At 72.8% G+C, this 18,670-nt stretch carries 20 protein-coding genes; 7 read left to right on the forward strand and 13 right to left on the reverse strand.

Going from position 1 to position 18,670, the window contains the following annotated elements; translation table 11 throughout:
- The first annotated feature begins 87 nt into the window (after positions 1–87).
- The 4 genes from RGQ06_RS17135 to RGQ06_RS17150 are packed head-to-tail and all read left to right on the forward strand — an operon-like array spanning position 88 to position 3,806.
- Positions 88–1,110, forward strand: a complete 1,023-nt coding sequence (locus tag RGQ06_RS17135; RefSeq protein ID WP_432429936.1) for a TIGR00730 family Rossman fold protein — start codon at positions 88–90, stop codon at positions 1,108–1,110.
- The gene (locus RGQ06_RS17140; RefSeq protein ID WP_432429937.1) at positions 1,107–2,246 is read left to right on the forward strand and encodes an acyl-CoA dehydrogenase family protein; all 1,140 of its coding nucleotides are present in this window, start codon (positions 1,107–1,109) and stop codon (positions 2,244–2,246) included. The genes RGQ06_RS17135 and RGQ06_RS17140 overlap by 4 nt, the downstream gene beginning before the upstream one ends.
- The gene (locus RGQ06_RS17145; protein ID WP_432429938.1) at positions 2,243–3,034 is read left to right on the forward strand and encodes an enoyl-CoA hydratase/isomerase family protein; all 792 of its coding nucleotides are present in this window, start codon (positions 2,243–2,245) and stop codon (positions 3,032–3,034) included. Before RGQ06_RS17140 ends, RGQ06_RS17145 begins: the two co-directional genes overlap by 4 nt.
- A gap of 13 nt (positions 3,035–3,047) precedes the next feature.
- Positions 3,048–3,806 carry a hypothetical protein gene (locus RGQ06_RS17150; RefSeq protein ID WP_432429939.1) on the forward strand — a complete coding sequence of 253 codons (759 nt, stop codon included), beginning with the start codon at positions 3,048–3,050 and terminating at the stop codon, positions 3,804–3,806.
- Here the strand turns inward: RGQ06_RS17150 and RGQ06_RS17155 are convergent, their stop codons facing one another.
- The 5 genes from RGQ06_RS17155 to RGQ06_RS17175 all read right to left on the reverse strand — a co-directional run bounded on the left by RGQ06_RS17155 (position 3,807) and on the right by RGQ06_RS17175 (position 8,637).
- On the reverse strand, positions 3,807–4,850 hold the full coding sequence (locus RGQ06_RS17155) for a hypothetical protein (protein ID WP_432429940.1): 1,044 nt from the start codon (positions 4,848–4,850) through the stop codon (positions 3,807–3,809).
- 341 nt (positions 4,851–5,191) lie between these two features.
- Positions 5,192–6,349, reverse strand: coding sequence for a ribonuclease D (locus tag RGQ06_RS17160; protein WP_432429941.1), 1,158 nt, complete (start codon positions 6,347–6,349; stop codon positions 5,192–5,194).
- Complete coding sequence (locus RGQ06_RS17165) at positions 6,342–7,271, reverse strand: NTP transferase domain-containing protein (protein ID WP_432429942.1); 930 nt, start codon at positions 7,269–7,271, stop codon at positions 6,342–6,344. Before RGQ06_RS17165 ends, RGQ06_RS17160 begins: the two co-directional genes overlap by 8 nt.
- 2 nt (positions 7,272–7,273) lie before the next feature.
- On the reverse strand, positions 7,274–8,200 hold the full coding sequence (locus tag RGQ06_RS17170) for a hypothetical protein (protein ID WP_432429943.1): 927 nt from the start codon (positions 8,198–8,200) through the stop codon (positions 7,274–7,276).
- 5 nt (positions 8,201–8,205) lie between these two features.
- The gene (locus RGQ06_RS17175; RefSeq protein WP_432429944.1) at positions 8,206–8,637 is read right to left on the reverse strand and encodes a DUF3151 family protein; all 432 of its coding nucleotides are present in this window, start codon (positions 8,635–8,637) and stop codon (positions 8,206–8,208) included.
- 72 nt (positions 8,638–8,709) lie between these two features.
- On the opposite strand from RGQ06_RS17175, the gene RGQ06_RS17180 reads away from it, so the two are divergent.
- Positions 8,710–8,982, forward strand: a complete 273-nt coding sequence (locus RGQ06_RS17180; protein ID WP_432429945.1) for a hypothetical protein — start codon at positions 8,710–8,712, stop codon at positions 8,980–8,982.
- Here RGQ06_RS17180 and RGQ06_RS17185 read toward each other — a convergent pair.
- Entirely contained in the window at positions 8,979–9,779 is an 801-nt protein-coding gene (locus RGQ06_RS17185; RefSeq protein WP_432429946.1) for an alpha/beta fold hydrolase, read from the reverse strand. The two genes, RGQ06_RS17180 and RGQ06_RS17185, sit on opposite strands and share 4 nt — an antisense overlap.
- Positions 9,776–11,200 carry a pyruvate kinase gene (gene pyk / locus RGQ06_RS17190; RefSeq protein ID WP_432429947.1) on the reverse strand — a complete coding sequence of 475 codons (1,425 nt, stop codon included), beginning with the start codon at positions 11,198–11,200 and terminating at the stop codon, positions 9,776–9,778. The genes RGQ06_RS17185 and pyk overlap by 4 nt, the downstream gene beginning before the upstream one ends.
- A gap of 31 nt (positions 11,201–11,231) precedes the next feature.
- Here pyk and arfB point away from each other — a divergent pair, with 31 nt between their 5' ends.
- Positions 11,232–11,645 carry an alternative ribosome rescue aminoacyl-tRNA hydrolase ArfB gene (gene arfB, locus RGQ06_RS17195; RefSeq protein ID WP_432429948.1) on the forward strand — a complete coding sequence of 138 codons (414 nt, stop codon included), beginning with the start codon at positions 11,232–11,234 and terminating at the stop codon, positions 11,643–11,645.
- Here arfB and RGQ06_RS17200 read toward each other — a convergent pair.
- From RGQ06_RS17200 to RGQ06_RS17215, 4 genes are all read right to left on the reverse strand, one after another.
- Positions 11,642–12,856 carry an acyl-CoA dehydrogenase family protein gene (locus RGQ06_RS17200; RefSeq protein WP_432429949.1) on the reverse strand — a complete coding sequence of 405 codons (1,215 nt, stop codon included), beginning with the start codon at positions 12,854–12,856 and terminating at the stop codon, positions 11,642–11,644. The genes arfB and RGQ06_RS17200 overlap by 4 nt on opposite strands.
- 91 nt (positions 12,857–12,947) lie before the next feature.
- A complete protein-coding gene (locus RGQ06_RS17205; protein WP_432429950.1) occupies positions 12,948–13,520 on the reverse strand; it encodes a flavin reductase family protein in 573 nt (190 codons plus the stop codon).
- Between the two features lie 27 nt (positions 13,521–13,547).
- The gene (locus RGQ06_RS17210; RefSeq protein ID WP_432429951.1) at positions 13,548–14,111 is read right to left on the reverse strand and encodes an RIO1 family regulatory kinase/ATPase; all 564 of its coding nucleotides are present in this window, start codon (positions 14,109–14,111) and stop codon (positions 13,548–13,550) included.
- A gap of 259 nt (positions 14,112–14,370) precedes the next feature.
- A complete protein-coding gene (locus RGQ06_RS17215) occupies positions 14,371–15,144 on the reverse strand; it encodes a SirB1 family protein (RefSeq protein ID WP_432429952.1) in 774 nt (257 codons plus the stop codon).
- Positions 15,145–15,285: 141 nt separating this feature from the next.
- Here RGQ06_RS17215 and RGQ06_RS17220 point away from each other — a divergent pair, with 141 nt between their 5' ends.
- Positions 15,286–16,842: an AMP-binding protein gene (locus tag RGQ06_RS17220; RefSeq protein WP_432429953.1), complete on the forward strand. Its 1,557-nt coding sequence runs from the start codon at positions 15,286–15,288 to the stop codon at positions 16,840–16,842.
- Here the strand turns inward: RGQ06_RS17220 and RGQ06_RS17225 are convergent.
- Entirely contained in the window at positions 16,835–18,028 is a 1,194-nt protein-coding gene (locus RGQ06_RS17225) for an MFS transporter (protein WP_432429954.1), read from the reverse strand. The genes RGQ06_RS17220 and RGQ06_RS17225 overlap by 8 nt on opposite strands.
- Positions 18,025–18,663 carry a TIGR00730 family Rossman fold protein gene (locus tag RGQ06_RS17230; protein ID WP_432429955.1) on the reverse strand — a complete coding sequence of 213 codons (639 nt, stop codon included), beginning with the start codon at positions 18,661–18,663 and terminating at the stop codon, positions 18,025–18,027. Before RGQ06_RS17230 ends, RGQ06_RS17225 begins: the two co-directional genes overlap by 4 nt.
- Positions 18,664–18,670 lie beyond the last annotated feature (7 nt).

The following is an 18,670-nucleotide window of genomic DNA, read 5'->3' on the forward strand; positions in this document are numbered from 1 at the left end:
CCGGGCGTGCAGGGTATGGCACGCCGGCCCTCGCGACGAGGACCGAGCCGACCGCCGTTCGCGGCGCCCTGTGCCATGCTCGCACCCATGTCCGAGGTCCCCGTCAGCCGAGCCCAGATCGACGAGCTCCTCGATGCCGCCGGCGCGGTGCGCAACCGCGACCTGCTGGCCGACATCTTCCGCACCACGGTCGCGCTCGCGGGCGATGACATCTCCCGGCTCGACCTCAAGATCGCCTCGGCGTCGCTGCACGAGATGCGCCTCGCCTTCAACACCTTCCGGCCCTACGCCCACCGGTCCAAGGTGACCATGTTCGGCTCGGCCCGCACCCAGCCCGACGACGCCGAGTACCACCAGACCCGCCGCCTGGCCGCCGACTTCGCCGAGCGGGGGTGGATGGTGGTCACCGGCGCCGGTCCGGGGATCATGGCCGCCGGGATGGAGGGTGCCGGTCGGGAGAACTCCATCGGGGTCACCATCCGGCTCCCGTTCGAGGAGTCGGCCAACGAGTTCATCGACGGCGACGACAAGCTCGTCGCGATGAAGTACTTCTTCACCCGCAAGCTGATGCTGGTGAAGGAGTCGAAGGGCTTCGTCGCCCTGCCCGGCGGGTTCGGGACCCAGGACGAGACCTTCGAGCTGTTCACCCTCCAGCAGACCGGCAAGAGCGTCCCCGCCCCCGTCGTCCTCCTCGACATCCCCGGCGGCACCTACTGGACGTCGTGGGTCCGCTTCGTGGAGGAGGAGCTCGTGGCCGGCGGGCTGGTGAGCCCGGGCGACCTCGAGCTGTTCGCCGTCACCGACGACGTCGACGTCGCCTGCGAGGAGATCGTCGGCTTCTACCGCAACTACGACTCCATCCGGTGGGCCGGCGACCGCCTCATCATCCGGATGCAGCAGGGCCCGGACGACGCGCAGCTCGAGGCGCTCAACGACGCGCACGGCCACCTGCTCACCCAGGGGCGCATCGAGCGAACCGAGCCCACCCCTGCCGAGCGGTCCAGCGGCGACGCCCTCGACCTCGACCGCGTCGTGATGCACTACGACAAGTGGCGCCAGAGCTCGATCCACCGCATCATCCGCGACGTGAACGGGTGGATGCCTGCGTGAGCGGGCCCGACCTCACCGACGACGACCTCGACGCCAGCCGGACCCGGTTGCGGGCCTGGCTCGCCGAGCACCCGGACCCGGACGGGCCGACCCTCGCTGCCGCCGGCCTGGTCGCCCCGCACTACCCGCCGCCGTGGGGCGTCGGCGCTGGCCCCGAGCTGCAGCTGCTCATCGACGCCGAGCTGGAGCAGGCCGGCGTCACCGGCCCCGACAACCCGATCGGCATCGGCTGGGCCGGTCCCACGCTGGTGGCCGCCGGCACGCCCGAGCAGCAGCAGCGGTGGCTGCCCGGCCTCCTGTCGGGTGCGGACTTCTGGTCCCAGCTGTTCAGCGAACCCGAGGCCGGCTCCGACCTCGCCTCCCTGCGCACCAGGGCCGAGCGCTACGGCGACGTCTACGTCGTGAACGGCCAGAAGATCTGGTCCACGTGGGCCGACCGGGCCGCCTACGGGATCCTCCTCGCCCGCACGGACCCCGCCGCACCCCAGCACCGGGGCATCAGCTACTTCGTGCTCGACCTCTCCCTTCCGGGCATCGACGTCCGGCCGATCACCGAGATGACCGGGCAGTCCCACTTCAACGAGGTCTTCCTCACCGACGTGCGGGTGCCCGTCGACTGCCGGATCGGCGACGAGGGCGACGGGTGGCGCCTGGCCAAGGTCACCCTCGGCAACGAGCGGGTGTCGCTGTCCGAGGGCGGCGTGTGCTGGGGCATGGGACCCACCAGCAGCGACGCGTTCGAGCTGCTGCGCGACCAGGGGGTGCCCGACCCGGTGGCCCGCCAGGAGGCGGCCCGGCTGTGGAGCCAGGCCAAGGTGCTCGAGCTGCTCGACCAGCGCGTGGTCGAGGCGGTGGTGCGGGGCGAGGACCCGACGCCTGTCGCGTCCCTCAAGAAGCGCCTCGCCGACGTGCACGGCCAGGAGCTGCTGACCTTCGTGAAGGACCGGCGCGGTCCGCACGGGATGCTCGGCGACCAGGGCCCCCACGCCGAGGAGGTCGACGTGTGGCACTGGGCCTACCTGTTCTCCCGGGCCCTCACCATCGGCGGCGGCACGACCGAGGTGCTGTCCAACATCATCGCCGAGCAGCTGCTCGGCCTGCCCAGGGAGCCCCGGCCCCGAGGAGGCACCACGTGAGCCACGAGTTCTCCACGATCGGCTTCGAGCGCGACGGCGACGTCCTGATCGTCACGATCGACAACCCGACCTCGCCCGTCAACGCCGTCGACGGCGCCCTGCACGAGGACCTTGCTGCCCTCTTCCCCCGCCTCCAGGCCGAGCGGGACGCCCGGGCCGTCCTGCTGACCGGGCGCGGCAAGGCCTTCTCCGCCGGCGGGGACTTCGACTGGTTCCCGACCCTGCAGGACGCCACCGCGCTCGAGCACCTGCGCCTCGACGCCAAGTCCATGATCTGGGACCTGCTCGACGTCCACCTGCCGATCGTGGCCGCGGTGAACGGGCACGCCATGGGGCTGGGCGCGTCGGTGGCGCTGCTCTGCGACGTGGTGTTCGTCTCCGAGCGAGCCACGATCGGCGACCCCCACGTGAAGGTCGGCCTCGTCGCCGGCGACGGCGGCACCATCGCCTGGCCGCTCGCCCTCGGCCCGATGCTGGCCAAGCGGTTCCTGCTCACCGGCGACGCGGTCGGTGCCGAGGAGGCGGTGCGCCTCGGCCTCGCCCACCGCGCCGTCGCCCCCGACCAGCTCCACGCCGAGGCCCTCGCCTTCGCCCACCGCCTCGCGAGCGGGGCGCCGCTCGCCCTGCAGTACACGAAGGCGGCGATCAACGCCTGGATCAAGTCCACGGCGGCACCGTCGTTCGACCTGGCCCAGGCCTACGAGATCGCCACCTTCCGCTCCGAGGACCACCGGGAGGCCCTGGATGCGCTCGCCGAGGACCGCCCGCCCGGGTTCCGCGGCCGGTAGCGTCAACGACCCCATGCCGGCGGACGAGAACCCCCCATCGCAGCCCGATCCGTACGAGGACCTCCACGAGTTGGTGACCTTCGAGGACCCCGACGAGTACCGCACGTGGATCTTCGACGTCACCTTCCTCACCAGCTCCTGGACGTGCATCTTCGGCCAGGGCTGCCCCGGCGTGCTCACCGAGGCCGCACCCGAGCTCGAGCAGGGCTGCTGCAGCTACGGCGCCCACTTCGTCGACGACGAGGACCACGACGCGACCCTGGCCAAGATCGAGGCGCTCACGCCCGAGCAGTGGCAGTTCCACAAGCAGGGCCGGCGCGACGGCGCCACCCGCAAGGACAAGGGCGGCCAGTGGGTCACCCGCCTGCACAAGGGGGCCTGCATCCTGCTCAACCGGCCCGGGCACCCCAACGGCGCCGGGTGCGCGCTGCACCAGGCCGCGGAGCAGGCCGGCGAGCGCCCCCTCGACTGGAAGCCCGACGTGTGCTGGCAGCTGCCGCTGCGCCTCGAGGAGTCCACCGACGACCACGGTCACGTCACCTCCACCCTGCGCGAGTGGAAGCGCCGGGACTGGGGCGGCGGCGGTGCCGAGTTCCACTGGTGGTGCACCGACGACCCGTTGGCCTTCCGGGCCGCCCGGCCGACCTACGAGGTCCTCCGGGACGAGATCATCGAGCTCGTCGGCGAGACGCCCTACCGCCTCTTCGTGGAGCTGATGGAGCGGCGCCGGGAGTGGACGCCGCTGCCCCACCCCGCCCTGCGCCGCCGGTAGCTACTCGGCCCGGAACGCCCGCAGGACGTCCCAGAACGCCGGGTCGGTCGTGCGGTAGTCGTAGATGCTGCCGCCGATGGCGCCCTGCTCCACCGCGGCCACGACCATGCCGTGGAGGTCGCCGACGGTGGTCTTGTCCCCGATGCCGCCGATGGTGTGGATCGGGGCGTCGGGCTGTCCGATGCGCTCCCGGATCCGGGCGATGTTCTCGGCGGTGTAGGTGTGGGAGTGGCGCCACGCGCCCCGGCGGTTGGTCCAGTAGCTCATCGGCAGCCACACGTCGTAGTGCTCGGCCAGGCCCATCCAGGGGTAGTCAGGCCAGAACTGCGGGTTGACGTCCTCCATGATCACCGGCTCCATGACGATGGCGGCCAGCGGGCGCCCCTCGAGCGCGGCCTCGAGGCGGGCGGACATGTCGAGCAGGCGGCGGTTGCGCTCGGCCACGTCCTCCACGTCGCGGGCCTCGATGTCCACGCCGAAGCCGTCGAAGTCCATGGAGGCGATGGCGATCATCCGGCGCAGGTCGGTCTCGGGGTCGACGAAGGTCGGCAGGTACCAGGCGACCACCGCCATGCCGTGGCCGTGGGCCCGGTCGATGATGCCCTGGAGCCGCTCGGGCTCGAGGATGTCCTCGGGGCTGTTCCACCGGCTGGCCTGGATGTAGATCGTCTGCACGCCCTCGGCCGCCATGCGGTCGATGTCCTCGAGGCCGATGACGTGGTCGGGCGAGCGGGCGAAGCTCACCGACCAGTCGTAGGCGTCGAGCCAGGCACCGAAGCCCCGGTAGGGCTCGAGGGTCCAGGGTTCGGGGCGCGACGGCTCGATCGGGGCGGGCAGGGCCGGCGACGCAGCCTGCTCGGTGACCCCGCCGTTGCTCGGCGGCACGGTCGACGTCGGGCCGGCCGCCTCGGTGGTGAGGGGTGCGGGAAGCTCGACGTCGGGCACCTGCTCGAGGTCGACATCGGCGCGCTCCACCGGCGTGGTCTCGCCCGACCCGCAGGCCGCGACGAAGAGAAGGCAGGCCCCCAGCGCGCGTCGAAGCACGGTGGAAACCCTACGCCCCCCTCGACCATCGCCCAACGCGGGCGGGGCTCAGCTACGCGTCGTCGGTGTCAGCGTCTGCGAGGCACCACGAGGCGTGCTCGGCGCCGGGCGGGGCGTCGCACTCCTCGCAGGGCTCCGGCGGCGCTTCCCCGAAGATGTCCGAGATGTCAATGCCGGCGTCCGAGCGCTTCAGCGCGCGGGCTTCTTCGAAACGGCGATGTCGACCCTTTTTCACGGGCGTGCTCCCGACTCGTGGGGGCTGAGAATCGATCAGTGTAGCGGCGTGCAGCTCGGCTCCACGCAGCGCTCCGAGGTCGATTGTGACACGCCGCCGGAGCGAATCACGGATCGAGGGGTCGCAGCACCAGCCCCTCGCCCTTGGCGAAGGACAGACCGGCCCGACCCTCCAGCAGATCGCCGATGTCGGTGGCCAGCGCCTCGGCCCGCCACCCGGTGGCGAGGCGGTTGTCCGGATCGTCGCGCAGGAACCCCTCGAGGTCGCCCCTGGTGGCCAGCACCGCGGGATCCAGGTCGAGCTCCCGGGCCCGCTGGGACACCCACGACATGAGGAGCGGCACGGCGCTGCGCAGCTCGGCCGGGACCGGTCGCTCCACGGGGTACACGACCTCGTCGGCGGCCAGCGCCTTGCCAGCGGCGACGGCATCGAGGACATCGTCGCGGATGGCCTTGGGGATCCCCCGGTCGCGCAGGCCCCGGATCTTCACCAGGTCCTCCACCGTCGACGGCGGGCGCTGGGCGATGCCGGCCAACGCCAGGTCGGGCAGGACCGAGCGCAGCGGGCGGTCGACCTCGGCGGCGTGGGCCTCGCGCCACGCGGCCAGGGCCTGGGCGACGCCGGCCGCCGTGCCCTTCAGCCGGCGGGCTTCCTTCACCCGCCACCACGCCGTGGTCGGGTCGCTCGGGGCGAGCGAGCGCTCGACGAGCGCGTCGCACTCGCTGCGCACCCACGCCATCCGGCCTCGCTGCTCGAGGGCCTCGGTCATCAGGTCGTGGAGCTCGAAGAGGTGCACCACGTCGGACTGGGCGTAGCGCTTGGCGTCCTCGCTCAGCGGACGGGCGAGCCAGTCGGTGAGGCGATCGGCCTTCGGCAGGTGCACGTCGAGGAGCTTGTTGACCAGCGGCGCCAGGCCGATGCTGCTCATCCCGAGGAACGACGCGGCGATCTGGGTGTCGAAGAGGTCGTCGGGCACGACGCCCACGGAGTGCTGGAAGACCTCGAGGTCCTGGCCGGCCGCGTGCATCACGACCGTGCGCCCGGTGAGCAGGGCCCCGATCGGGGTGATGTCGACGGCCAACGGGTCGATCAGGGCTTCGCCCGTGCCCCAGCCGATCTGCACGAGCGCGCACTGGGGCCAGTAGGTGCGCTCCCGGTGGAACTCGGTGTCGATGGCGAGGCGTGGGGCGTCGGCCAGCTCGGCGACCAGGGCATCGAGGCCCTCGGTCGTGTCGATCCAGCGGGCGGTGGCGGGCTCAGCCACCCTGTTCGACCGCGTTCCCCGCTTCGACCCAGGCCAGCGTGCCGCCCGCGACGTTGACGGCGTCGACGCCGTTGGCCCGGAGGTGCTCGACCGCCTTGCCGCTGCGTCCGCCCGAACGGCAGATGACGTAGACGGTCTCGTCGGTCGGGAACTCGCCCAGGCGGTCGGGGACCTCGCCGAGCGGGACGAGGCGGGCGCCGGGCGCGTGGCCCTGCTCGTACTCGTCGGGCTGGCGCACGTCGAACAGCGGGGCGCCGTCGTCGAGCTTCTGGCGGAGCGTGGGGATGTCGATCGCGGGAACCTGCACGGATCCGATGCTAGGAGTTCCGGCACCGGAACCGGCACCAGGCGGGCTCGCGAGGAGGTCCTCGGGACGGTCGGCATCGTGGACCGCAGCTGCAGCGACGTCGTCGAGCGTGGCGACCCGCAGCGACAGCGCCGCCCCGGCCACGGAGCGCTCACCGGCGCGGAACACGTCACCGAGGATCCCGGCGATGCGCCGGTCCCACACCCCGTGCAGCCACTGGTGGCGGCCGTCGACCACCGGCACCACGGCATCGGATCCGCACCGGGTCCGGGCCGCGACGGTGCGGGCGATGGTCCCGGGATCCGGATCGGTGAGGTCGCAGGCCAGCACGACGGCGACGTCGGCCGATCGGTGCGGGTCGGCGAGCGCCGTGATGAGCCCGCCGAGCGGGCCCTCGCCCGGCCAACGGTCGGGTTCGACGTGCAGACCGCGACCAGCGAGCGCCGCTGCGTCACCGCCGATGGCCACCACCCGGTCGGCCCCGGCCGCCCGGAGCGCGTCGGCGACCCGGCGGGCCATGGCGGTGCCGTCCACCTCGACCAGCGCCTTGTCCCGGCCCATCCGGCGGCTGGCTCCGCCGCAGAGCACGTAGCCGTCGAAGCGGTCGGTCGCCACGATCAGCCGTTCCGGATGCGGGCGAGGTCGTCGAGGTCGGCCTGGTCGAAGTCCCGGGGCGGCCCACCGCTCAGCACGCTGCCGAGCAGGGTCGACTCGACCGCGTAGTACATGACCGATCCGCGGTTCGGGCTGTGGCCCGGGTGCTCCGGATCCTGGCGGCCGGTGTCGAGCACCAGGTCCACGAGGCCGAGCAGGTGACCGACCTCGTGCATCGTCACCGCGTCCTCCACCGCTGATGGGTTGCCGAGCATGCCGGCCGCCTCGTCGACCCGTTCGGCGAACACGGCCGCCACGTCGCCCCGGACCGCAACGCCGACCGCCCGCTCGTTCTCCGCGAACCCGCCCCGCAGGTACAGCAGCGTCAGCACCGCCTGCTCGGCCGTCTGCGCCGGGGCCGACTCGTCGGCGAGGGACCGCAGCTCCTCGCTGGTCCACGACCGCGCCCCGCCGCCCACACCCACGCCGGCGGCGGCGACCGCCACCGACTTGCCGCTGAGCTGGGCGAGCACCTGGCGCACGCGCTCGGGGGCCGCGGTCCGGGGGCCGGCGCCGTCCTGGGCCAACACCTGGACGAGCACGCGCTCGGAGCCGGACGGCCGCAGGTACCTCGCCGCCATGGAGCCGACCGGGCCGGCCGGCGCCACCGGCTCGGCGGCCTCGTCCGGCGCCGGGTCCGCCGGCGGCGCCGCGGGGTCGGCCGGTGCGCTCCCGCCGGGCGGGGCGCTCCCGCCGGGGGTGCCGTCCTCACCCGTCGACGACGGTGCCTCGGTCGGCACCGACTGCTCGGGTGCGGCGGCCTGGGCCGGTGCCGGCGTGGTCGTGGTGGCCGCCTCCGACTCCTCCGCATCGGTGCCGCACGCGGCGGCGATCACCGAACCGGCCAGCAGCAGCGCCGCCACACGACCGCACCGGAGCGAGGTGGACACGCGGGTCAGGCGGGCCGGCCGGCCGGGTCGAGCTGGGCCAGGAACTGCGCGCAGCGCTCGGCCTCGTCCGCCTCACCGATGGCCTCCGCGGCACGGCGCAGGCCGTCGAGGGAGCGCAGGAACCCGGTGTTCTGCGGGTGCACCCAGCGCACGTAGCCCGAGCCCCGCCACCCGTTGGCGCGCAGCCGGTCGAGGCCGCGGTGGTAGCCGACCCGGTAGGCGGCGTAGGCCTCGACCTGATCGCGGGCCTCATCGCCGAGCGCTGCCCACGCGTGCAGGCACCGGGGGTGGTCGGCGACCACAGCGGCGACGGCCCGGCGACGTTCTTCGTCGGGCAGGTCCTCGGCCGCAGCGAGGCGCTCCAGGGCATCGGCCGGCTCAGGATCCAGCACGGTCTCGGGCGGACCGCTGGCGGACAGGTTCACCGATTGCGACATGGACCGAGCCTACGGCCGCGGCCCGCCCGTCCTTCCACCACGGAGGGGACTCCGTGTCGTACGTTGCGTGCCGTGGGAACCATCCTCGCCGCCGCCCCCTACGAGGAGTTCGTCCGGGACAACAGCCCGGTCCTCGCCGTCGTCTTCTGCCTGATCCTCGCGCTGCTGGTCATCCGCCTCGTGGTGAAGACCATGACCCGGATGATCCTGCTGTCGACGCTGCTGCTGATGGTCCTGTTCGTCTACGTGGAGCGGAACAACATCCAGGAGTGCACGCAGACCTGCGAGTGCGCGATCGCCGGCATCCACGTCGAGCTGCCGGGCTGCGACCCGGCCCGCATCTAGACCTCGGGGACGAGACCCAGCTCGGCCACGAGCCGTCGCACCATGGTCGCCACCGCGGCCGGATGCGTCAGGTGGACGCCGTGGCCCGAGCCCGCCACCACCTCGAGATCGGCGCCCGGCACGCGGTCGGCCACGAGCCGGGCGGACTCACCGTGGTGCGGCGCACCCTCGGTGCCGTGCGCAGCGAGCACGGGCACCCGGATGGAGGTGAGCTCGAAGGGCGGCGGGTTCGGCGGGCGGAGCTGGGCGAGCTCGGCCACCAGCGTCGGCCCCTCGGCTCGCCGGGCCTCCCTGGTCCGCCGGGGCAGGCGCTCCCATCGCTGGTCGCCGACCATGCGGCGCATGAACCGCTCCCCCGCATCCTCGGGATCGTCGGCCGACGCCACTGCGGCCGCACCTGCGCTCCCGCTCGGCCACCAGTCCATCCAGGGCAGCGGGGGCTCGAAGGCCACCACCCCGGCGACGCGCTCGGGCACCTCGGCTGCGGCGGCGAGGGCCACGGTCGCGCCGTAGGAGTGGCCGAACACGACCGGCGGCGGACCGCCGCCCCTCATCCAGTCGATGACGTCCACCAGGTCCTCGACCTGCTGGTGGAAGCCCGCGGGCGGGCCGAGCGACACCGAGCGGGCGTAGCCACGGCGGTCGTAGCGGGCCACCCGCAGGTCGGACAGGGCCTTGCGGACGCGACCGAAGCTGGACGAGCGGTCCATGGTGCCGTGCACCAGCACGACCCCTGGCCCCTCGCCGGCGACGTCGCGCCAGCACCGGCCCTCGGCGACGAGGTCCTCTGCCGTCACGCGACGCGCACGACGCGCAGCACGTCGGTGGTGCCCGCCCCGTCGGCGGCGCCGGCCAGGACGGCGACGAGGTTGCCGGCCTTGATGTAGCCAGCCTTCACCGACTTCTCGACCGCGTGCCAGACCATCTCGTCGGTGCTGCCGTACTGGTCCATCTTCAGCGGCTTCGTGCCCCACACCAGCGACAGCTTGCGCACCGTGTCCTCGTGCGGGCTGGCCCCGACGAGCACGCCGGGCGGGCGGAACCGGGAGATGGCCCGGGCCGTGTAGCCCGAGTTGGTGCACGAGATGATGGCGTCGAGCTCGAGCTCGGTGGCCAGGCGCCACGCCGCGTGGCTCATGCCGGCGGTGATGCGGGTGGTGACGTCGAGCTGCACCTGCCCCTGGATGCGGCCGAGCTGGCTGCCCCAGGTGCTGTAGTCGGCCGCGGCCTCGGCCCGCTCGCACAGGTGCGACATCGTCTTGATGACCAGCACCGGGTTGTGGCCGATCGCGGTCTCGGCGGAGAGCATCACCGCGGTGGTGCCGTCGAACACGGCGTTGGCCACGTCGGTGGCCTCGGCCCGGGTGGGCGACGGCGAGTGGATCATGGACTCGAGCATCTGGGTGGCGGTGATGACCGGCACGCCGAAGGACACGCCCTGGCGGATGATCTGCTTCTGGAGGTGGGGCACCTCGGCGATGTCGCACTCGTTGCCGAGGTCGCCGCGGGCCACCATGACGGCGTCGGCCACGTTGACGATGGCGTCGAGCGCCTCGACCGCCGCCTTGGTCTCGATCTTGGCGACCACGTCGGCGCCCTGGGCCAGATCCTTGACGGCAGCGACCTCGTCGGCCGAGCGCACGAAGGAGGCGGCGACGAAGTCGAGCTCGCCGGCCAGCCCCTCGAGCAGCGCGATGTCCTGGTCGGTGGGCACCGACACCCGCAGCTTGGCGGAGGGCAGGGTGACGCCCGGACGGCCCTGGATGCGACCGCCGTGCTCGACCTCGACCATGAGGCGGCTGCCGTCGTTCTCCACCGCGATGAGCCGGACGGCGCCGTCGCCGAGGACGAGCGTGTCGCCGACCTCGACGGCTTCGAGGAGGTGCTCGTAGTCGACGTGGATGTGGTCCGGTGCCGTCGGGGCGTCTCCGGGGCGGACCTCGATGCGCTGGCCCTCGGCCAGGAACAGGCCGCCGTCCTCGATGACCGGGCCCATGCGGATCTTGGGGCCGGGCAGGTCACCCAGGACCGAGATGGGCTTGTTCAGCTCCGCTGCGACCTTGCGGATCCGCTTGATCCGCAGCTGGTGCTCCTCGATGGTCCCGTGGGCCAGACCGAGCCGGCACACGTCGACCCCGGCCAGCATCAGGGCCCGCAGGGTCTCCTCGGAATCGGAGGCCGGGCCGATGGTGGCGACGATCTTGGTTCGACGGGTCACGGAACGACACTACCGAGGCCACACTGGGGTCATGGCCGGCGACGACGACCTGGTGACATCTCGGGGCCTGCGCGTCCCGGCCGCGGCGATCCGCTGGTGGGCGAGCCGGTCGGGCGGACCCGGCGGCCAGCACGCCAACACCTCCGACACCCAGGTGACGGTGGAGCTCGACCTCGAGGCCGCCGACCTGCCCGCTGGCGTCACCGAGCGCCTGCGCAAGGCCCACGGGGACGCCGTCCGGGCGTCGTCGTCGGACTCGCGCTCCCAGTACCGGAACCGCCAGCTCGCCCGGAAGCGCCTCGCGGACCTGATCGACGGCGCGGCGAAGCCGCCGGCGCGGCGCCGACCGACCAAGCCGTCGCGGGGCGCCAAGCGCCGCCGCCTCGAGGCCAAGCGCCAGCAGAGCGAGAAGAAGGCCCGCCGCTCCTGGCGGCCCGACCGCTAGCTGCGGGGAACCTCGGACCAGGGCTTGTCCTTGTCGACCCGGATGTCGCCGGGAAGACCGAGCACGCGCTCGCCGAGGATGTTCTTCATGACCTCGGTGGTGCCACCCTCGATGGAGTTGGCCCGGCTGCGCAGGAACGACTGCTGGGTGGAGCCGCCGAACATGCCGACGCCCCCGCTGCGGTCGATGTCGTAGGTCCCGTAGAGCATGCCGTGGGCGCCCATGCAGTCGACCGCGAAGCTCATGATGTCCTTGTTGAGCTCGGCCATGGCCAGCTTCGCGACCGAGCCCTCGGGGCCGGGGTCGCCGAGCTTGCGCATCTCGCTGGCCCGGATGTTGGTGAGCCGGGAGATCTCGGCTCGGACCCAGAGCTGCATGAACTCATCCTTGGTGGCGCCGTCGTCGGGGTCGCAGTGCTCCTGCCAGGCCTGCTTGGCCACGGCGATGGGGCCGGACTCCCGGGGCGGGATGGAGCCACCGATGGACACCCGCTCGTTCATCAGCGTGGTGATGGCGACGCGCCAGCCCTCGCCGACCTCGCCGAGGCGCTCGGCGTCGGGGATGCGGACGTCGGTGAAGTACACCTCGTTGAACTCGGCGTCGCCGGTCATCTGGCGCAGCGGGCGGACCTCGACGCCGGGCGCCTGCATGTCGACCACGAAGTGGGTGAGGCCGGCGTGCTTGCCCGCCTGCGGGTCGTGGCGGGCCACCAGGGTGCCGAAGCGCGACACGTGGGCGAGCGTGGTCCAGACCTTCTGGCCGTTGACGATCCACTCGTCGCCGTCCTTGACCGCGCTGCTGGACAGGCCGGCGACATCGGAGCCGGCGCCGGGCTCGGAGAACAGCTGGCACCAGATCTCCTCGCCCGTGAACAGCGGGCGCAGGTAGCGGCGCTTCTGCTCGTCGGAGCCGTGCGTGTAGATGGTGGGCGCCGACATGCCGTGACCGATCGGGTTGCGACCGGCGGCGTTGGGAGCGCCGGCGGCGTGCAGGCGCTCGTTGATCACCTTCTGGAACTTCGCCGGCAGGCCGAGGCCACCGAAGCCCTCGTCGTAGTGGACCCATGCGAGGCCGGAGTCGAACTGCGCGCCGAGGAACTCGACGACGTCGGTGTCCTTGGGCGGGTGCGCCTCGAGGAGCGCCTCGACGGCGTCCAGGACGCGCTGCTCGTCAGGATCGGTGACGGTGGGGGTGCGTTCGGTGACGGCCATGGAGCGATCGTACTTGACCGATCGGTCAAGGGGAACTCTCGGTCGCTGGGCGACCTCCGAGTGAGCTGACGGATGCGAAGCATCCGTCAGCTCATCCAGGTTCCAGACCGGCCTCCTCGAGGCGCTCGAGCAGGCGGTCCCGCACCGACACCCCGGGAGCGCGCGCCTTCTCCCCCGCCACCCGCCAGCCGTGACGGGACGAGTACACGAGCGGATCCGCCTTCAGCCGGCCCGGCCCGACGTCGCGGACGTCGACGACGTAGCAGTCGTGGTCGAGGCCGAGGTCGAGCTTCTCCCGGATCTCGCAGCGCAGCCAGGCCAGGCAGTCCACGACGTGGGGCACGGGGCCGACGCCCTCCACCTCGGTCTCGGTGAGGTACTCGTCGAACAGCCGGTGGAACTTGCGGCCCGGGTAGCTGAAGTACTGGCCCTCCTCGACCTGGTCCCCGGCCAGGATCGACACGCTGAACCAGCCCGCCGCCTCGATGAGCGGGTGGGTGTCGTGCTTCGGGGAGACCGAGGCCAGCAGGACCGGTTCCTCGAAGCTGATCTGGGAGATCCAGTGGGAGGTGTAGGCCCGGGTGACCCCGTCGTGGCGGGCGGCCACCACCTGCACCCCCTTGGTCATCTGGCCCAGGCACTGCTTGACGTCGCGATCGATCACGACCCGGAGGGTAGGGCCGGGCGGTCGCTACCCGAACGCGGCAGACAGCAGGTCGGCGAAGACCTCCTCGGGGTCGTCGTCGATCCCGTGGCGGGCGAACCACGCCGCGACGTTGCACACGTCCCGGTGCAGGAACGACAGGCCGCCGGGGTTGGCCGCGATGTCGACCGCCTGCGGGAGGTCGATGAACCAGACCTCGCCCTCCCACCAGAGCAGGTTGTAGGCCGACAGGTCGCCGTGGGCCCAGCCGGCCGCGGTGACGCGACGCAGGCCGTCGACCACGTCGTGCCACGCCGCCCGCACCTCGGCCGGCGTCAGCCGAGCGGCGGCGAGCTGCGGGGCGGCCAGGTGGCGGTCTCCGACGTACTGCATGAGGAGCACGTCGTCGGCGTAGGACACCGGATACGGCACGCGGCAGCCGGCGGCGTGGAGCTGGCCGAGGACGTCGTGCTCGTGATCGAGCCAGCGGTCCTGGAGGAGCTTGCGGCCGTAGGTCGTCATCGCCTCCACGGCGCGGCGGTCGCGGCTCTTGCGGAACTGGCGTCCCTCCCGGTACGCCACGTCGTGGCGGAACGCCGACGACCGCTGCACGCCGAGGGCCTCGAGCTGGCCCTTGGCCGTGACGGTGCGGGGCAGGTAGCGCTTGCGGGCGAGCAGGCAGGTGCGCCCGTCGGCGCCGACGCGCTCGACGACGTCGATCTGGGCCTCCTTGCCGGAACGCAGGGTGCCGAGGTCGTGCTCTGCGACGGGATCGTCGACGAGCCATGCGGGGATCGCGGTGGACGACGTGGCGCGGACGGTACGGCCAGGTGCGCCGGCGACCCAGCGCTTTTCAGTTCAGGCCGGCGCGTCAGTTGAGGCGGGCCCGGAGTCGGCGGGCCTTGGCCAGCTCGTCGTCGGGGTCCGACGTGTGCCCGTCCTCGACCAGGGACTCGAGCACCTTGGCGGCCCGGACGAAGTCGCCGCAGGCGGCGAGGGCACCGCCGTAGGCGCGCCGGTCGTCGGGCGTGGCACCCGGCACCAGGGTCCGCAGGCGCGAGGCCCAGAGCAGGGCGGCGCGGTCGTTGCGCTGGCGGTGGATCGCCACCAGGTTGCCGAGGATGCGGGCGACGACGGCCCGCGGCGGCACCGGGTCCAGGTAGGGGTCCAGGTCGATGCCGGGAGCGAGGCGGGAGAACTGGTCGTCGAGCTCGGCGCGGTCGAGGATCCGACCGCCGGCGAAGGCATCGACCCAGCGGCGCTCGCCGGCGGTGGTGCAGGCCATGAAGTGGGCGGGGGTGCCGACGCCGGCGAGGGCGACGCCGGCCCGTCGACCGACCTCGATCAGGGCCACCGACAGCGTGATCGGGATGCCGCGCCGGCGCTCCAGCACCTCGTGGAGGTAGGAGTTGCGCGGGTCGTAGTAGTCGGCCTGGTCGCCCACGAACCCCCAGCGCCCGAACAGGGTGGTGGTGAGCGCGGGCAGGGTCGGCTCCGGGACGGAGCGGGCCAGCTCGTCGAGGCGGGCCAGGTTGGCCGCGACGTCGCAGCTCGGATCCGCGTGGACGGCGATGAGCAGCGCGGCCTCGTCGAGGGGGAAGTCGGGCTGGGACACCAGGTCCGCGAAGCGCTCCGTCACCTCCACGCCGGCGACGGTAGCCCCCTGCCGCCGAGCGTGCGCCGGGAACCGCCGGCGCCCCGGCGAGGTGGTCCGGCCCCGCGGCTACGGTCTGCGATGCGCTCCGGCGCACGACCTTGTCCCTCGGTTCCAGGAGACCGCCACCACATGTACCCCGGTGCTTTCGCCGCCACCCGGCCCGACCATCCGGCCGTGATCATGGCCGGTACGGGTCAGACCACGACCTACGCCGAGCTCGACGAGGAGGCGAACCGGCTGAGCCAGCTGCTCCGCTCGGTCGGGCTGCAGCCGGGCGACCACGTGGCCTTCTGCATGGAGAACCACCCCCGGTTCCTCGCCATCGCCTGGGGCTGCCACTACGCCGGCGTCTACTACACGGCCATGTCGTCGCGGCTCAACGACGACGAGATGCAGTACATCCTCAACGACTGCGGGGCGAAGGCCTTCATCACCACCGCCTACAAGCGCGAGGCGGCCGAGAAGCTGCTCGGCCAGGCACCGAACGTGGAGACGTGGCTGATGATCGACGGCACCGTCGACGGCTACGAGTCCTACGAGGACACCATCGCCGCCCAGCCCGCCGAGCCGCTCGAGGGCCGCATCGCCGGCGCCGACATGCTCTACAGCTCGGGCACCACCGGCAAGCCCAAGGGCGTCAAGCCGCCCATGCCCAGCCAGCCGCTGGAGGAGGCCGGCACCTCGGTGTACGGCCTGATGGCGATGCTGTTCGGGCTCACCGAGGACAGCGTGTACCTGTCGCCGGCGCCGCTCTACCACGCCGCCCCGCTGCGGTTCTGCATGGGCGTCCACATGTCCGGGGCCACCGTCGTGGTGATGGAGCGCTTCGACCCCGAGGAGGCCCTGGCGCTCATCGAGAAGCACCGGGTGACGCTGAGCCAGTGGGTGCCGACCATGTTCATCCGCATGCTCAAGCTCCCCGACGAGGTGCGGGCCAAGTACGACGTGTCGTCGCTGCAGGTGGCCGTGCACGCCGCCGCGCCGTGCCCGGTCGAGGTCAAGCGCCGGATGATCGAGTGGTGGGGCCCGGTGCTGCACGAGTACTACGCCGGCACCGAGGGCAACGGCTTCGTCTACTGCAACAGCGAGGACTGGCTGGAGCACCCCGGCTCCGTCGGCAAGGCGCTGATCGGCACCCTCCACATCGTCGACGAGAACGGCGAGGAGCTGCCGGCCGGGGAATCGGGCACCGTGTACTTCGAGGGCGAGAACGCGGCCACGTTCCAGTACCACAACGACCCGGACAAGACCGAGGACTCCCGCGACCCCAAGGGGCGGGGCTGGTCCACGCTCGGCGACGTCGGTCGCCTCGACGAGGACGGGTTCCTCTACCTCACCGACCGCAAGGCGTACATGATCATCTCGGGTGGGGTGAACATCTACCCCCAGGAGGCCGAGAACGTCCTGGCCATGCACCCCAAGGTGTACGACGTGGCCGTGTTCGGCGTGCCCAACGAGGACTTCGGCGAGGAGGTCAAGGCCGTCGTCCAACCGGCCGAGGGCGCCGAGCCCTCCCCGGAGCTGGCGCGCGAGCTCATCGCCTTCTGCCGCGAGAAGCTGGCCGACGTGAAGTGCCCCCGCTCGATCGACTTCCGCGACGAGCTGCCCCGCCACCCCACCGGCAAGCTCTACAAGCGCCTGCTCAAGGACGAGTACTGGCAGGGCCACGACTCCGGGATCATCTGAGCCGGGACGCGACCACGCGGGAGCGCCCGTAGACGACGCCGGCTGCGGCCAGCGCCGAGGCCAGGCCGGCGAGCAGCCAGGCCAGGCCGTAGCCGGCGGAGTCCACGACCACGCCGAACAGGATCGGCCCGGTCAGCGCGCCCACGTAGACGCCGGTCTGGGTGATGCCCGTGGCGGCCGCCGGGGCCGTCGGGTTGAGCCGGACCACGGCGAGGTTGAACAGGCCCGGCCACGCCCAGCCCGAGCCGAAGGCCACCAGCGCGCCGAGCAGGTGCGTGGGGACGAGGCCGGGCGCGAGCAGGAAGTAGCCGAGCGCCCCGCCGGCGAGCAGCACCGAGACGACCGGCAGGTGGCGGCCGCCCCGCCGGTCGGCTCGGGCGCCGACCACGAGCCGCATGGCGATGCCGGCAGCGCTGCCGAGGGTGAGGACCACGCCGGCCGCGGACTCCCCCAGGCCGGCCTCCACGCCGGCGGACACCACGAAGGTTGCCAGCGTCCCGTTCGCGGCCGCGGCGAAGCCCACCGCGGCCGCGAGCACCACCAGCGGACCGATGGGGACGTCGGCCCGTCGCCCGGCCGGGCGCCGTCCACCAGCCGGCACCGCGGCGACCGGCACGGCGATCGCTGCCGCGGCCGCTCCCAGCGCCCCGGCGGCGAACGCCCACCGCCACCCGACCGTGACGGCGATGGCGGGGACGGCCAGGCCGCCGAGCAGCGTGGCGCCCGGCATGCCGGCCTGCTTCACCGCGAGCGCCCATCCCTGGCGGGTCGGGTGGATGCCCTTGGCCAGCAGCAGGTTGGCCCCGACCTGGGCCAGGGAGTTCGCCGGTCCGGCCACCAGCAGGGAGAGCAGCAGCCAGGCGTATCCCGGCGAGAGCGCGAGCGTCGCCTGCAGCACGGCGGACGCGATGGCGGCGCTGCGCATCGCCCGCCCCGGGCCGACCCGCTCGGCGAGGCGACCCATGAGCGCGCTCGCCACCGCCGCCGCACCGAAGAACGCACCGGACGCGACGCCGAGCCTGGTGGCGCCGAGCTCCACGTCCCGTCCGATCTGCACGGCCAGCGCTCCCGTCATGAAGACCGGCAGCGTCCCGACCAGCGCGACGGAGACCGCCGACAGCTGCAGGCGGCGTTCGGTGACGCCCGGGACCAGCGAGCCGTCGGGTGGCGCCGGCGCCTCGGTCACGGCTCGATCCACTTCGGTTCGACCCGGGGTTCGTGGGCGTCGAGCAGGTCGAGGAGCGTCCCGACGGACGGCGCGCAGTAGAGCTGCTCGCGGTTCGCGGCGCGGACGAAGCCGTCCGCCACCGTCCGGTCGAAGAAGGCGAACAGGTCGTCGTAGTACCCGCCGACGTCGAGGAACCCGATGGGGTTGTCGTGCAGGCCGATCTGGGCCCAGGTCGCGACCTCGGCCATCTCCTCGAGGGTGCCCAGGCCGCCGGGGAGCACGACGTAGCCGTCGGCCAGGTCGTGGAACCGGGCCTTGCGGGCGTGCATGTCCGCGGTGTGCTCCACCTCGAACGTGCCCCGGTGGTGGGCGCGCTCGGGAGATGCCGTCACGCCGTCGGGGAACAGGCCGGCCGGCAGGACGCCGATGACGTGGCCGCCGGCGTCGAGCGCGCCCGTGGCCAGGGCGCCCATCAGTCCGGCCGAGCCCCCGCCGTAGACCACCGTGATCCCGCGCCCGGCGAGGGCGCGGCCCAGCTCGTCGGCAGCGGCGACGAATGCCGGGTCCCGGCCGGGCGACGACCCGCAGAACACGCAGATCCGACCCAGGCGGGTCGGTCGATCGGCAGCGCTCGTGGAGGGTCCGGTGGGCACCGCCCGA

This window comes from Salinilacustrithrix flava (assembly GCF_041228405.1).
In the GTDB taxonomy this organism is placed as follows: domain Bacteria; phylum Actinomycetota; class Acidimicrobiia; order Acidimicrobiales; family Salinilacustritrichaceae; genus Salinilacustrithrix; species Salinilacustrithrix flava.